Below are 14328 nucleotides of genomic sequence, written 5' to 3'. Positions count from 1 at the left end.
CAGTCGTGAACAAAAAAGCCATGGCCGCGGCGGTCAGCATGATCCTCGCCGGCGGCGCGCACGGCGCGCAGAATGAGCATCCAAACGTCATCGTGATTATCGCCGATGATATGGGTTATTCCGATATTAGCCCCTTCGGCGGTGAGATCCCCACCCCCAACCTGCAGGCCATGGCGGAGCAAAGTATCCGCATGAGCCAGTATTACACCTCACCGATGTCGGCCCCGGCGCGTTCGATGCTGTTGACCGGCAACAGTAACCAGCAGGCCGGGATGGGCGGTATGTGGTGGTACGACAGCACCATTGGCAAAGAGGGTTACGAACTGCGGCTGACCGACCGCGTCACCACCATGGCCGAACGCTTTAAAGATGCCGGCTATAACACGCTGATGGCCGGCAAATGGCATCTCGGTTTTGTTCCCGGCGCCACGCCGAAGGACCGCGGTTTTAACCACTCCTTCGCCTTTATGGGCGGCGGCACCAGCCACTTTAACGATGCGATTCCGCTCGGAACCGTCGAGGCGTTCCACACTTACTATACCCGCGATGGCGAGCGCATCTCCCTGCCGGATGATTTTTACTCCAGCGAAGCTTACGCCCGCCAGATGAATAGCTGGATTAAAGCGACGCCGAAGGAGCAGCCGGTCTTCGCCTGGCTCGCCTTCACCGCCCCTCATGACCCCCTGCAGGCGCCGGATGAGTGGATCAAACGTTTTAAAGGCCAGTATGAGCAGGGTTACGCCGAGGTCTATCGCCAGCGCATCGCCCGTCTGAAAGCGTTGGGAATCATTCATGACGACACCCCGCTGCCGCATCTGGAGCTGGATAAAGAGTGGGAGGCGCTAACGCCAGAGCAGCAGAAATATACGGCGAAAGTCATGCAGGTGTATGCGGCGATGATCGCCAATATGGACGCGCAAATCGGCACGCTGATGGAGACGCTGAAACAAACCGGGCGCGATAAAAATACCCTGCTGGTATTTTTAACCGATAACGGCGCCAACCCGGCACAGGGTTTTTATTACGAATCTACCCCCGAATTCTGGAAGCAGTTCAATAACAGCTATGACAACGTGGGCCGCAAAGGATCATTTGTCTCCTACGGCCCCCACTGGGCCAACGTCAGCAACGCCCCCTACGCCAACTACCACAAAACCACCAGCGCCCAGGGCGGCATCAATACCGACTTTATGATCTCCGGTCCCGGCATTACCCGGCGCGGTAAAATCGACGCCTCAACCATGGCGGTGTACGACGTGGCGCCGACGCTATATGAATTCGCCGGTATCGATCCCAATAAATCGCTGGCGAAGAAACCCGTGTTGCCGATGATTGGCGTCAGCTTTAAACGCTATCTGACCGGTGAAGTCCAGCAGCCGCCGCGCGGCAACTACGGGGTTGAACTGCATAATCAGGCAGCCTGGGTCGATGGCGAATGGAAGCTGCGGCGCTTAGTCAAGCTCGGCCTCAACGCCGGCGACGCGCCGTGGCAGCTGTTTAATCTGCATGACGATCCGCTGGAGACGCATGACGTCGCGGCCCAACATGCCGACCGGGTCAAAGCCATGAGCGACGCCTACGAGGCATTTGCTAAGCGCACCATGGTTACCAAAGCGCAGGGCAAGATGATCGATTATGTCGGTATCGATAACAAAACCGGGCGTTATCTGGCGGTCGATCCGGCAACCATGAAGCCGGTGCCTGCGCCGCAGGCGATTCCTGTGAACGAGGGCCAATAAACGAACCCGGCTATCGTTCTTCTGGACGATAGCCGGAAGTTGACTCGCTTTCTAAGGTAATCCTGAACCCATTACAGGAGAGAGCGGATGGCGAGAGTCGTGGTAATTACCGGCGGCGGAAGCGGGATTGGCGCCGCCTGCGCGCGGCTGATGACGGCAGCGGGCGAGCGGGTGTTTATTACCGGCAGACGCGAAGCGCAGCTACAGAAGATCGCCGATGAAACCGGCGCGACGGCGCTGGTGGGCGATGCCGCCGACGGCGATGTCTGGCGGGAACGGCTGCTACCTGCAATTCTCGACCAAACCGGCGGTATCGATGTGCTCATCTGCAGCGCCGGCGGCATGGGCAATAGCGCCGCCGCCGACACCAGCGATCGCCAATGGCGAGAGGCGCTGGACGCGAACCTGAACAGCGCTTTCGTCAGCGTGCGCGCCTGCCTGCCTTCGCTTATCGCCAGCCGCGGCAATGTACTGTTCGTCGCCTCCATCGCTTCCCTTGCCGCCGGGCCGCAGGCCTGTGGCTACGTCACCGCCAAACACGCCTTAATCGGCCTGATGCGTTCCGTCGCCCGCGATTACGGCCCACAGGGCGTCCGCGCCAATGCCATCTGCCCCGGCTGGGTCACCACCCCGATGGCGGATGAAGAGATGATTCCGCTGATGCAGGAGGAAGGGTTGTCGCTTACCGAGGCCTATCAACGGGTGTGCCGCGACGTTCCGCTACGCCGCCCCGCCAGCCCCGATGAAATAGCGCAGGCCTGCCAATTTCTCTGCTCGCCGCAGGCCGCCATTATCAGCGGTGCGACGCTGGTCGCCGACGGCGGTTCCAGCATCGTCGATGTTCCAACGCTGGCGTTTACTTAACGCCCCACTTTACTCAGGAGCTCACATGACTTCAGAAGCCGTATTTATCCAGGTCGGCGCGCTGGCCGATGGTTTCGCCCCGCACGGCAACCTGCTGGCCACCGCCAGTCTGCCCACAGGCGAACGCTTTACCTTTTATGCCGCCGGGAGCGAGCCGCAGCAGCTGATTATCGAAAATGACCAGACTCTGCTCTGGAACGGCAAACGCGCGCCCTGGCGGGCAACCGCCCTGCGCCCCGATATTCTGTTTATCGATTTTCTTGACCCGGAGCGCGATAACGCCAGTATCAGCGCGGTATGCAACCTGACGCAGCGCAACGCCACGCTGGTATACGGCCAGCTACCGGACGAAGCCGCCGCGCGGCTGGACGCCTTCAGCCGGGTAGAGCAAGGGTTGCCGCTGACCGCCGTCGAGGCGCGATTTGTCTTCGCCCGCCTGGATGCCCAGCCGGGGCCGCTGCCGGACTTTACCACCGCGCTGGTCGGCATGCGCAATCAGTACACCTATAGCCCGACCGAGCGTTATGAACACATCTATCTCAACGATAATTTTTACGCCTGGCAGTGTCTGGACGGCGTGGAAAAGGGGCTGGCGGATGTCGACCGCTGCCATTACGTACAGGTGGCGGAGGATCTCTATTTGTTCGTCTGGCGGGAGAAAATCATTCCCACGCTGGGGGCTATCTTGATCGATCTTCAGCAGATGCGCACCGATGGTAAGATCATGGGTTATCAGGGCAGTGATTTTGGCGCCTTGAGTAATTTCCCGGTCGGCGCAAGCGCGAAGATCCTCAACGTCACCCGCCATCAGGAATAATATTGCGTGGCCGGGAGAAGCGCCCGGCGATATGGGAAGCGCCCCATCCGGTTGAACGGGCCCTGCGGGCGCGGGTGCTTCGGCATCAGGCGCTGACGGAAATGCATGTTCAGGAGCAGAAACGGCGGGTGAGCCTGATGAGTAAAGGGGGTCATGTGTCGCTACGCCGGGCAACATCCGCGGATATGGAGCAGCTTTGTGCCGGATGGCGGCTGCGCCTTATCCGGCCTACCGTTCGTGCGGCCCGCCGTTAATTTATCCACTTTTCCGGCGAAACTGCCGGTGTTGGTGGCCGCAAAATCCCCGGTGGCGCTACCGCTTACCGGGGCTACGCACTGTGCGATTTGGTAGCCCGGACAAGGCGCAACGCGCCGCCTCCGGGGAGGGACTGACTCAGGCGCTGGCGCTGTCGAGCCGCGCCAATTGTTCGCTGCTGAGGCTCAACGCCGCCGCGTGGGCGAAGCTTTCCACCTGCGCCAGGCTGGTAGCGCTGGCAATCGGCGCGGTAACGCCTTCCCGGCTCATCAGCCACGCCAACGCCACTTCGGCAGGCTTCGCGCGCTGTTCTTCCGCCACCGCGACCAGCGTGTCAATAATCCGCATTCCGCGTGGATTGAGATATTTAGCGATGCCGCTGCCGCGCTGGCTTTGCGCTAAATCGGACGGCTGGCGATACTTACCGCTCAGGAAGCCGGAGGCCAGGCTGTAGTAGGTCACCACGCCAATATCGCGGCTTACGCAGAGATCGCGAAGCGCCCCTTCAAAGGCGGAGCGGTGATAGAGGTTATATTCCGGCTGCAGCACCTGCCAGGCAGGAAGGCCGCCTTTACGCGCTACTTCTAGCGCCGATGACAGCTGTCCGGCGTCGAGGTTTGAAGCGCCAATCGCCCGCACCTTGCCGGCCTGCTGCAGCGCCTGGAATGCTTCTAACGTTTCATCGATTGGCGTTTCAGGATCCGGCCAGTGGGCGAAATAGAGGTCGACGTAATCCGTATTCAGGCGGCGCAACGAGTCGTCAATCGCCTGCTGGATCCAGGCTTTTTTCAATCCTTTATGGCCGGGTAGCCCCATATCAGAGCCAACTTTAGTGAAGATTTTGACTTTATCGCGTATGCCGGGGCGCGCCTGTAGCCAGCGGCCAATAATGGTTTCGGATTCACCGCCCTGATTGCCTTCCGCCCAGCGGGAGTACACATCCGCCGTATCGATAGCATCAAAACCGTGGTCAACAAAAGCATCAAGAATGGCAAAACTGGTTTTCTCATCGATGGTCCAGCCAAAGACGTTGCCGCCAAATACTAATGGGGCGATGGAAAATCCGCTTTTGCCCAATGGACGTGTCATCATGCCGATTACTCCTTAGCTTATATTCTGTTTCCCTCAGATAACCGCAGGGGGTCTGAAGAGGATGTCGAGTGGATAATCAGAAAAGGAATCTTGCGGCGGGCAGTCCATGCCCGCAGGGTACACTCTGACATTATGTCCCGGAATAAACGTCAAAGCTAAAATATTTCCCGGCCAGTTTTTTGTAGGTGCCGTCGGCAAGCATTTTTGCAATCGCGCCATTTATCTCTTCGCGCAGCGCATCGTCGCCTTGACGCAGGCCAATCGCCGCCCCGGCGCCGAACAGTTTATTATCCTGCAGCTGTCCGCCAACAAAGGCGAAATCCTTGCCCTGCGGCTGCTGCAGGAAACTGTAATCGGCCATCATGCCGGAGAGCACAGCGCCATCGAGGCGGCCTGATTCAAGGTCGCGCACCACGCTATCGGCGCCCTGATAGGCGACAATGTTGATACCCTGCGGTCGCCAGTACTGGTTCACATAAGTTTCCTGTGCCGACCCCTGCTCGACGCCGATGGTTTTCCCCTTCAGCTGCTCCGGCGTATTGCCTTTGAGGGTATTTTTACGCGCCACCAGAAATACCGGCCCGTTGTAGAGCTTATCGCTAAAGGCAATCTGCTCTTTACGCTTCTCGGTCATATACATCCCCGAAAGAATCGCATCGAACTTACGCGCTTTTAGCGCCGGGATAATGCCGTCAAAGTTGCTTTCCACCCACACGCACTTCGCCTGCAGCTGCTGGCAAATCGCGTTGCCTAAATCGATATCAAATCCCGCCAGCTTGCCCTGCGGATCTTTCCATTCAAACGGCACAAAGGTCGGATCAACGCCAAAACGGATCTCTTTCGCCCCGGCGGCCAGCGCCGACGTCGACGCCATTAATGCCAAACATAACAACAGTGATTTTTTCATTCGAGATTTTCTCCTGGGATTAACGGCAGTGCGCTTGCACTAAACGCGCGAACAACGTCGCGCCGGTGCTGATAATGTCATCGTTAAAGTCATAACCGGGGTTATGCACCATACAGCCGCCCTTCTCGCCTTTTTCACCGTTGCCCAGCAGGAAGTAGCAGCCCGGACGCTCGCGCAGCATAAAAGCGAAATCTTCGCTGGCGTTCATTGGCGATACCGACTCAAGCACCCCTTCGCGGCCAAAGACTTCCAGCGCCAGCGCCTGGGCGAAATCGGTCTCTTCATTACTGTTGGTTAATACCGGATAGGAGTCGTAAATCTCGACGTCGCTGCTGGCGCCATAGCTTTTGGCGGTAAATTCGGTCAGCTCTTGAATACGCTTGATCAGCAGGTCGCGAATTTCCGGCTTCATCGCCCGCACGCTGAGCTCCATCACCACGCTCTCCGGAATCACGTTCGAGGCGATGCCGGCCTGGAAAGTCCCCACGCTGACGACCGCCGTTTCACCCGGCGGCACGTTGCGCGCGACGATGCTCTGCAGCGCCATCACCAGCGCCGCGCCGGCAACGATAGGATCGACGGTGCGTTCCGGATGGGCGCCGTGGCCGCCGTAGCCGGTAATCGTGATTTTGACCGTGTCCGCCGAGGCCATAAAATTGCCGGCATAGAAGCCCAGCTTGCCAACCGGTAATCCCGGCATATTGTGCAGACCGAAGATGCGCTCGCAGGGAAACTGCTCAAACAGACCATCTTTTATCATCAGGTCCGCGCCGCCAATGGCTTCTTCCGCGGGCTGGAAAATCAGATGCACCGTGCCGTTAAACTGGCAGGCCGGCGAAGCGATATACTTCGCCGCCGCCAGTAAAATCGTGGTGTGGCCATCGTGGCCGCAGGCGTGCATTTTTCCAGGTACCGTACTGGCCCAGGGTAAATCGGTGGTTTCATAAATCGGTAATGCGTCCATATCGGCGCGCAGGCCAATAGTGCGCGGCGAGTCGCCTTTGCTCAGGCTGCCGACGACGCCGGTTTTACCGAGGCCGCGGGTCACCTGATAGCCCCACTCCGCCAGTTTGCCGGCAACCAGCTCGCTGGTATTAAACTCTTCCAGACTTAATTCCGGATTGGCATGTAAATAATGACGGATAGAAATCATTTCTTGTTCCGTGGCTTTAATTTCTGGAATTACACAATCAGACATGCCGTTCTCCGGGAATAGATTAAGAAGTTAACACGTTATCCTGGCTCAAAGTTTATGCAAGTAGCATTTCTAATTCCTGGAACGCCATTCGTCATATTTTTAATGCAGAAAAATCGCAGAACAAAAACCATTAAAACCGGCAAAATTTAAATATAAACGTTTATTTTCTGGGTTGGTCACCAACATTTAATCTACCATCCCCGCTTTGACTCAGTTTTAAATAAAATAAACAGCTATGAAATATCAATTACTTGTCGTTGCCTGCGCGCTGACGCTGGCAGGCTGCAGCGCTGAGGGCGACACCGCCAGCCAGCAACGCGCCAGCATTCAAAAGATGCGTACCAATACGCTCAGTAAACTCTATAGCCTGCGTCCGGAAGCACGCAGCGATATCCAGCATTCAAAGGGCTACGCGGTATTCGCCAGCAATAGCAGCAAAATATTCGTCTTCGGCTTCGGCAGCGGCTATGGTGTCGTGAAAAATAGCGCCACGGGCAAAGATACTTATATGAAAATGGCTCAGGGCGGCGCCGGTCTTGGTATGGGCGTGAAACAACAGCGCACCGTACTGGTATTTCACGACAAAGATGCGTTGAATACTTTCATTACTAAAGGCTATATGGTCGGCGCGGATGCCAACGCGGCAGCGAAATATGACGACAACGGCATCGCTCCGATAGGCGCATCGGCTAACGGCGTGGCGAAAGATACCTCTTCGCTGCCTTCAAAAGTCAACGTTTATGAAATCACCGAAAAAGGGTTGGCGGCGCAGGCGATGGTCAACGGTTATAAATACTGGCCGGATGACGAGCTGAATAAACGGTAATCCACTGCGGTCCATACAAGTTAGCATCAATAAGCCGGGTCAGACGTTAGCCTGACCCGGCGCTAATGCCATGCCGCAAGTATCATTATTTAATGACCAAGGGCGCCGCTTACCAGTATTGAGGTAATAATTCCGGTCGCCGCGGCGATCAGCACGTAATTGCCATCGATATAAGACCAGTGATGGCCCTCCGGCGGGCGCGGCAGACCACGCTCGTTCCAGTTACTGACGCGATATTCATCACCGCGATAACGCTCCGGCGCCGGATGGCCTTTACGGAAATCGTTACCCCTCCAGGCGAAATGATCCTGTTCATGGCGCTCCTGGCGACGATCGTCATGACCGCTACGCTCCGGGCCGCGGTGGTCATTGTTGTCCTGATGGTTATCGCCAGGACCGCCCGGCTGGTGGCGTCCGTTTTGGTCACCCTGTTTCGGGCCATTCTGCCATACCTGCTGTTGCCCCGGACGATGGCCATCATTCGGGCCATCGGCAAAAGCCTGAGCGCTCAGCACGCAGGATAAAATAACTGCCAGAGAAATAATCTTTTTCATAGTACACCTCCTGATATATTTCTTTTTTACCCTGCAAATGTGGAGAAATAGTGATTAGCAAACTATCCAGGACTATTCCAGGCTAATTCAGGAGGGCAACAAACTTTAATTTCAGCGAGCGTCAGACGTAAAAAAGGCCGCTTGCGCGACCTTTTTTGTTCTCAGCGAGTCAGTGATTACTCAGAGACTTTATTCTTTAACTCTTCAGCGCCTTGCTTGGTTTTATCCCAGCCTTTTTCGCTGACTTCTTTGGTTTTATCCCAACCTTTGCTGGCGCCTTCTTTAGTGGCATTCCAGCCTTTCTCAGTGCCTTCTTTGGTCTTATCCCAGCCCTTCTCAGCGCCTTCTTTGGTTTTGTTCCAGGTTTTCTGCGTGCCTTCGCTTACCTGGCTGCCGACGCTATCGCTTTTCCCTTCAGCAGCATGTTTGGACTTGAGCTTCATCTCTTCGCCCTGATTCTGCGCCTGGTGCAGTTTTTCTTTTGCCGTGTTGGCATTTTCGTGGGCTGCGGCCACGGTATCATCGGTTGCATGTGTAGTGGTTGCCGCGAATACCGGAGAAGCGACCAGAATAGCGGATAGTGCAATCATTGCTTTTTTCATATTTTTCCTCTCTTAACGCGTGCTTTATGTTACGAGTCACATTCAGCATGGCATAAGCTTCTGCGCTTAGCATTAGGAAAAGTTCTTAAAACTGCCTTGCCGCTATTCCGTCGTTTTAGTGATCGAGATAGAGATAGCTTTCCCAGCTTTTCATGCGGATGAGGATCTTTCTTATCAGCGACAGGTGCTCAAAATGCTGCGAATAGACGGCGGCTTCGACATCCGCCCCCTGCGGCAGCTGATAGTTTGCCAGACGGTCGTCAGTCACTTTTAATACCACCAGCGCTCGGCCGCGCGCCGCCAGATCGTTGGCCGTCAGCAACGTCCCCTGCCCCTGAAACTGGCTTTCGCCAATCGCCGGCAGCACTTCCGCTACCTGCGCTTTAAACACGGTTCCGGGAATAGAGGGGAACAGTAATTCAGCCTGCTCACCTTTTTGCAAACGCTGCAGCGCGTTCTGGCGGAATGCGGCGACGTATTCACGTGAATTCACATTATCCGTTGGCACAAACGTCATCACCGGCTTCAGCCCCAGCGCGGTGGACATCGTTCCCGGGCGCAGGCCGACGGTACTGACGTAACCGTCAGACGGCGCGCGCACCACCGTGTTATCGAGCTTAAATTGCGCCTCGCGCAGCTGCGCCAGCAGCGAAGCGACTTTGGTGTTCTCACCGTGCACCACCGAATTGAGATCGTTACGCGCCTGTGCGACCTTTGCCCGGGCGGCGTCAACCGCCGCCTGCGTCGCTTTCCAGTTCTGGCGACGCGTATCGACCATCTGATCGGAAAAAGCCCCTTTATCATGACCCGCCTGGAAGCGGGCGTATTCACGCTGGGCCCGATCGCGCTCGGCGACCGCTTTGCTTAAATCAGCCTGCGCGCTGGTTAACCCCGCATCAAGCGACAACGCATCCTGGCTGGCCGCTTTCACCTGCGCGGTCAGGTCGTCGACTTTCGCCTGGAACGGGGTTGGGTCGATGGTGAAGAGGATGTCGCCTTCATGCAGCATCTGATTTGGTTTTACCGGCACGCTGGTAACTCGCCCGCGGGTTTGCGAAACAATTGGCACCGTGCGGTAAACCTGTTTCCCGACTTCGCTATAGGGGAAGTTATAATTCATTCCGAGGATTAACATGCCAATCAGTATTACGCCGCCTAAAACCGCCGTGGGAACCGTCCATTTATTTAATGGAATACGGAATACTTTAAATATCACGATACATAGTGCGGCATAACATAGCAGTAATAACGTTTCCATTATTTACCCTCCCGATTGACGGCGCTATTTTTCAGACGATTTAATTCCGCCTGCATCGCATCCAGACGCTGATGTAAATCGTGTTGTTCGGCGTTTAACTGTTGCATTCCCCAACCACGGTCTTCCCGCCACAGCGTGGCCCAGATCCATAGCAGCGGCCACAGCACGTGCAGGGTGAACAAGCTCACCCAGCCAGCGTAATGAATCGCATCCTGGTGCGGATGATTTCTTTTTTTGGCAATTTCATAGGGAATATCGTGGATCACAATAATTCCATAAAATAAAATCAGCACCACCGCAATCAGGATGGCTAAAGCAATATAATCCAGGGTCATAAAATAACTCCAGAATGTGTGACGTATTTCACATTCACTTTATACAGGCGTCAGCAAGCCGGGCATGATCGCCCTGACAACTGACCATATTAATCAGAATTTATCCGGTATTTTTCGGTTGATAGAAATCAGTTGACCTTTTTTCACCGTAATATAGCCGCCTTCTTTTAACGCGGCTAAGACCTGATAAACATAGCTGCGCGAAAGATTGGTCCGTTTAATAATAAAAGCGGACAGGCTTTCACGTTTTCCATAATCGATCTCGTTACGGTACAGATAACGCGATAGCATCGATTTTATGGTCTGAAAACCGGACAGGTTACCGCGCTCGTTGTGCGCATCGAGGGCAAAAATGCCCATGTAGGCCAGAATAGTCGTCAGCTCTTTCATATACTCCGGCGAAGAGTAAAAGAAGATACGCTCGAAATCCTCCACGCTGATTCTGGCGAAACGGCAGCGATCGAGGCATTGGTACAGCAGTTCTACCGCCGGGCAATAGTGCTCAAGCAGGCCAACCGGCATATGTTCGATCACGATCCCTAGCAGATTATCAGGCTCGCTGACGGCGAGAGTGATTTGCCCGGAAAGCAGAAAGTAAATAAACCCAGCCTGCGGCTGAAAACGCTCGCCAGGGGCCAATTCGATGCTTTCGCTACAGGCGGTCACATCCGGGAGATGCGCATTTAACTGCAGCTTCTGGTAGCACGCATGAATACGACCAAAACTGCTATTCAACTTCCCCGTATCCATTGCCGTACTTTCCCGTATCACCGACGTCATCAAATATATATAAGGCAAAGCGAAGGGAAAAGTCCACAGCTGGAGTTTTGGCGTTTTTTTAACATTTGAGGGTCGTAAACTTAACCGGACGACTGCCTGATGCTGGTTAGCTATAACTAAATAGTATGTACTCGCAAAAAACCACAACATTGCAATGGATATGACGTAGTGACTAGTTCTATTCCATACTCAAGCACTAAATCAGAAGAATCCAATTACATAAATAGATTGAAGGATTTTTCTGACTCAGAAACAAAGCTTGCAAGTTGATTTCTTTTGTGAATTTTATGTTATATACTCAAACCTTGAGTATGCTAGTAAGCTATTATGCAAATTAGCAAATTTAATATTTTAACGATTATATGGGCTCAATAATTTAACAGGGTTATGAATGAAAAAGCTTGATTCATTACAATATGCGAGAGCATTTGCCGCTATATTTGTCATAATAGCTCATACTGTTAATCAATTTTACATGTATAGCACCACAGGTAATAAATTATTTGATGAAATAATACGGAGAACGACACATTTAGGTGACCTTGGGGTTTATGTTTTCTTTGTCATTAGTGGATACATAATGTCTTACACCACTAAAAACAAAGATTTTGGGGTTGAATATGCATCAACTTTCATAAAAAAACGCCTCCTCCGAATCTATCCTATTTATTGGATATTTTTTACTTTACTAGTTATATTATGGGCTGCAGGTATAGCGCTAAGATCACAAGATATCAATGCAGAAAAAATATTCTTCTCATATCTACTAATTCCTTTTGGTGCAACTGATAATAAGATCGACACCCCCGTAATGTCACAAAGCTGGACATTATCGTATGAAATGTTTTTCTATTTCACTTTTGCTCTGTTAATTTCTATACGCATCAAAAAAGAAAGAATTATAGCAAACCTAATTTTTATTTTCACTTTACTGTTTATTACCTCATCACTGAATGCTCTACCAACTGCTGAAGCCAATGCATTCTTTTCCAAATGGATTATATTCCTATTTATAATTGGCGTGTTTATTGAGCGAAACGAAAACATCTTACAAAACTTAACATCAAAACTCAGTGATACAATATGTTGGGCCTTGGCTGCTTTTCTTGTTTGTATAGCTATTTATATCGAAAAACCTGTATATATCGATTGTTTAATAAGCGCAGCTATTTTAATATTTGTATTACCCGTAAGAAAAAAACACAACTTACTTTTAAAAATCGGTGATGCTTCTTATACTATATATTTAACGCATAATTTTATCGTGATGGCATATGGGATATTTGTCAAAAAATTCCCAAACCCTTGGGGTTGTACCATTGGCGGAGCTATTACAATCGCAATATGCATTCCATTCGGACTAATATTATATAAGTTAATTGAAAAGAAAATTCATCACTAACCAAGTTGTCGCCATTTATTAATGGCGACAACTTATGCAGTAATATCAAAATGATAAATGATCATCGTTGAATGGTACTTACTTTCCCTCTCCGCGATGCAATAAATCAGCATATATCGCCGTTAAAATCCCGCCAGGGCGAAATTGCTTTTTAATCCACTGCGTCACCTGGCCGGTTGCGGCATGCTGCGTCGCCAGCAGCATGCCGGAATCCTGACGCGGGTTGTGGATCTGACGAATCACCAGCAGTTTCTCGGCTATCGCTTCGTTCACCATATAGTCCGGTAAAAAACCGATCCCCTCACCGAGGATCTGACACTGGCATTTAGTATTGAAGTCAGGAACCAGGATCGCCTCCTGGCCATGCAGCAGCCAACCGACCTTTTTATTGATCGTGCTGGCGGTGTCCTCAACCATGATATTGGGGTAAAGGCGCAGCTGGCTTTCCGAGATAGGCTCGGGCATAAACGCCAGCGGATGATCCGGGGCAATAGCAAACACCCAGCGGATCGCGCCGATCTCGGTATAATCGATACCGCCGCCGTCGAGCAGCGTGTCCGGCGCGCCGATGGCAATATTCGCCTGGTTATTGATGATCGAATCCCAGACGCCGTTGTACACCTCGGTGGTGACGGTTATCTGACAGGTGGGAAACTGTTTTTTCAGCACCTGCAGCAGGCGGGCGGTATGGCGAGGCGTGTATAGCAGTTGGTTAATGCAGATCCGCACCCGCGCTTCGATGCCTTGCGAGATAGTATCTATGCTGCGCTTTATCGCGTGGAAATCATTAAGCAGATCGGTGGCCTTGCGAAACAGATAGTAGCCGGATTCCGTCAGTTCAATGCTGCGGGTGTTGCGGGTAAACAGCACTACGTCCAGCCCGGCTTCCATCCGTTTGATGGTATAGCTGATGGCTGAGGTGGTTAACCCCAGCTCGTCGGCCGCCTTGCTGAAGCTGCCAAAACGCGCCGCGGTGGTGAATGCCAGCAGATTTTCTTCAGTAAAAATCGAGTTCATGCGCCCTTCCCGCTTCCGCTAAACCATACGTAAGCTGAATGTATTGGTTACTGTGGCGAGGGGCAATCATTTTTGAACAATGCTTAACACCCGTAGTGAATTCAGGCTCGCTCCTTACTGGTCGCCTCGCTGAGTTTGCGCCCGCTATATTCTGAAATAAAGCCGACGCAGTTGCCCGCCAGAAATCCCAACAGAGTCACCGTCCAGTTCAGACCGGTGGCGAAAAAGAGCGTCATGCCGAGGAAGCCGCCGGGAATAAACGAGGTTAGCGTGAAACGCCCCTGCCAGACGATGACTGCCGAAAATGGCACCGTGGTAATGACGCTTGCCCAGAACCCCGACATACCGCTGGCCGAGGCGAGAGCGCCGGCGGCCAGCGCCGCCAGCCACGCCCACACCGCCCCGGAATAGTTAACGCACAGGCTTTTCACAAAACCGCTTTTACCGCCCCCTGCCGCATAGAAACTACAGAACGCGACGAAGCCGATGGTTCCCAATAATTCCCAACCGTGCTGCAGCCCGACGTGCGAGGAAATTAGCTGCCAAACGCCTGCGCAAATACCGACGGTGATCCCCGTAGCGGTGAGTCCATTCATCTCTTTCCCCTCTGAAAAAAGATCGATGATATTGCTTTCTGACGGCAACTATATCGAAAGAAAACCCGATTGCGTTAAAGGACAAA

Annotated in this window: 16 protein-coding genes and 1 pseudogene; 7 read left to right on the top strand and 10 right to left on the bottom strand. The window is 53.1% G+C overall.

The window, feature by feature from the left end; genetic code table 11:
- Nucleotides 1-5 precede the first annotated feature (5 nt).
- From AC22LX_RS14830 to AC22LX_RS14810, 5 genes and pseudogenes are all read left to right on the top strand, one after another.
- Complete coding sequence (locus AC22LX_RS14830; RefSeq protein ID WP_487334054.1) at nt 6-1739, top strand: arylsulfatase; 1734 nt, start codon at nt 6-8, stop codon at nt 1737-1739.
- An 87-nt stretch (nt 1740-1826) separates the two neighbouring features.
- Nucleotides 1827-2603, top strand: a complete 777-nt coding sequence (locus tag AC22LX_RS14825) for an SDR family NAD(P)-dependent oxidoreductase (protein WP_487334053.1) — start codon at nt 1827-1829, stop codon at nt 2601-2603.
- A gap of 25 nt (nt 2604-2628) precedes the next feature.
- Nucleotides 2629-3420 carry a MoaF C-terminal domain-containing protein gene (locus AC22LX_RS14820; protein ID WP_487334052.1) on the top strand — a complete coding sequence of 264 codons (792 nt, stop codon included), beginning with the start codon at nt 2629-2631 and terminating at the stop codon, nt 3418-3420.
- A gap of 11 nt (nt 3421-3431) precedes the next feature.
- Nucleotides 3432-3545: pseudogene (locus tag AC22LX_RS14815) on the top strand (IS110 family transposase); the annotation flags it as partial.
- Between the two features lie 28 nt (nt 3546-3573).
- A complete protein-coding gene (locus AC22LX_RS14810) occupies nt 3574-3771 on the top strand; it encodes a hypothetical protein (RefSeq protein WP_487334099.1) in 198 nt (65 codons plus the stop codon).
- 42 nt (nt 3772-3813) lie between these two features.
- On the opposite strand, the gene AC22LX_RS14805 is transcribed toward AC22LX_RS14810, so the two are convergent.
- From AC22LX_RS14805 to AC22LX_RS14795, 3 genes are all read right to left on the bottom strand, one after another.
- Nucleotides 3814-4767, bottom strand: a complete 954-nt coding sequence (locus AC22LX_RS14805) for an aldo/keto reductase (RefSeq protein ID WP_045393384.1) — start codon at nt 4765-4767, stop codon at nt 3814-3816.
- Between the two features lie 130 nt (nt 4768-4897).
- On the bottom strand, nt 4898-5674 hold the full coding sequence (locus AC22LX_RS14800; RefSeq protein WP_487334051.1) for an ABC transporter substrate-binding protein: 777 nt from the start codon (nt 5672-5674) through the stop codon (nt 4898-4900).
- Nucleotides 5675-5693: 19 nt separating this feature from the next.
- A complete protein-coding gene (locus AC22LX_RS14795; RefSeq protein WP_045393387.1) occupies nt 5694-6872 on the bottom strand; it encodes a M20 aminoacylase family protein in 1179 nt (392 codons plus the stop codon).
- Between the two features lie 235 nt (nt 6873-7107).
- Between AC22LX_RS14795 and AC22LX_RS14790 the strand changes: the two genes are divergently transcribed.
- Entirely contained in the window at nt 7108-7698 is a 591-nt protein-coding gene (locus AC22LX_RS14790; RefSeq protein WP_045393390.1) for a lipid-binding SYLF domain-containing protein, read from the top strand.
- Between the two features lie 89 nt (nt 7699-7787).
- On the opposite strand, the gene AC22LX_RS14785 is transcribed toward AC22LX_RS14790, so the two are convergent.
- From AC22LX_RS14785 to AC22LX_RS14765, 5 genes are all read right to left on the bottom strand, one after another.
- Nucleotides 7788-8252: an RcnB family protein gene (locus AC22LX_RS14785; protein WP_045393392.1), complete on the bottom strand. Its 465-nt coding sequence runs from the start codon at nt 8250-8252 to the stop codon at nt 7788-7790.
- A gap of 176 nt (nt 8253-8428) precedes the next feature.
- On the bottom strand, nt 8429-8854 hold the full coding sequence (locus AC22LX_RS14780; protein WP_045393394.1) for a hypothetical protein: 426 nt from the start codon (nt 8852-8854) through the stop codon (nt 8429-8431).
- A 115-nt stretch (nt 8855-8969) separates the two neighbouring features.
- The gene (locus AC22LX_RS14775; protein ID WP_045393396.1) at nt 8970-10112 is read right to left on the bottom strand and encodes an HlyD family secretion protein; all 1143 of its coding nucleotides are present in this window, start codon (nt 10110-10112) and stop codon (nt 8970-8972) included.
- On the bottom strand, nt 10112-10447 hold the full coding sequence (locus AC22LX_RS14770) for a DUF3302 domain-containing protein (protein WP_045393398.1): 336 nt from the start codon (nt 10445-10447) through the stop codon (nt 10112-10114). The genes AC22LX_RS14775 and AC22LX_RS14770 overlap by 1 nt, the downstream gene beginning before the upstream one ends.
- Nucleotides 10448-10540: 93 nt before the next feature.
- Complete coding sequence (locus tag AC22LX_RS14765) at nt 10541-11182, bottom strand: helix-turn-helix domain-containing protein (protein ID WP_045393600.1); 642 nt, start codon at nt 11180-11182, stop codon at nt 10541-10543.
- Between the two features lie 436 nt (nt 11183-11618).
- Here AC22LX_RS14765 and AC22LX_RS14760 point away from each other — a divergent pair, with 436 nt between their 5' ends.
- On the top strand, nt 11619-12629 hold the full coding sequence (locus tag AC22LX_RS14760; RefSeq protein WP_045393400.1) for an acyltransferase family protein: 1011 nt from the start codon (nt 11619-11621) through the stop codon (nt 12627-12629).
- Between the two features lie 78 nt (nt 12630-12707).
- Here AC22LX_RS14760 and AC22LX_RS14755 read toward each other — a convergent pair whose 3' ends face one another.
- Together AC22LX_RS14755 and AC22LX_RS14750 are read right to left on the bottom strand one after the other, a co-directional pair.
- Nucleotides 12708-13646, bottom strand: a complete 939-nt coding sequence (locus AC22LX_RS14755; protein ID WP_049060204.1) for a LysR substrate-binding domain-containing protein — start codon at nt 13644-13646, stop codon at nt 12708-12710.
- A 101-nt stretch (nt 13647-13747) separates the two neighbouring features.
- Nucleotides 13748-14242 carry a DUF1097 domain-containing protein gene (locus tag AC22LX_RS14750; RefSeq protein ID WP_047049449.1) on the bottom strand — a complete coding sequence of 165 codons (495 nt, stop codon included), beginning with the start codon at nt 14240-14242 and terminating at the stop codon, nt 13748-13750.
- Nucleotides 14243-14328 lie beyond the last annotated feature (86 nt).

It is taken from the genome of Klebsiella sp. PK01, assembly GCF_057624675.1.
Note: the sequence above shows the minus strand (reverse complement) of the source record. Positions and strands in the feature narration are given on the sequence as shown.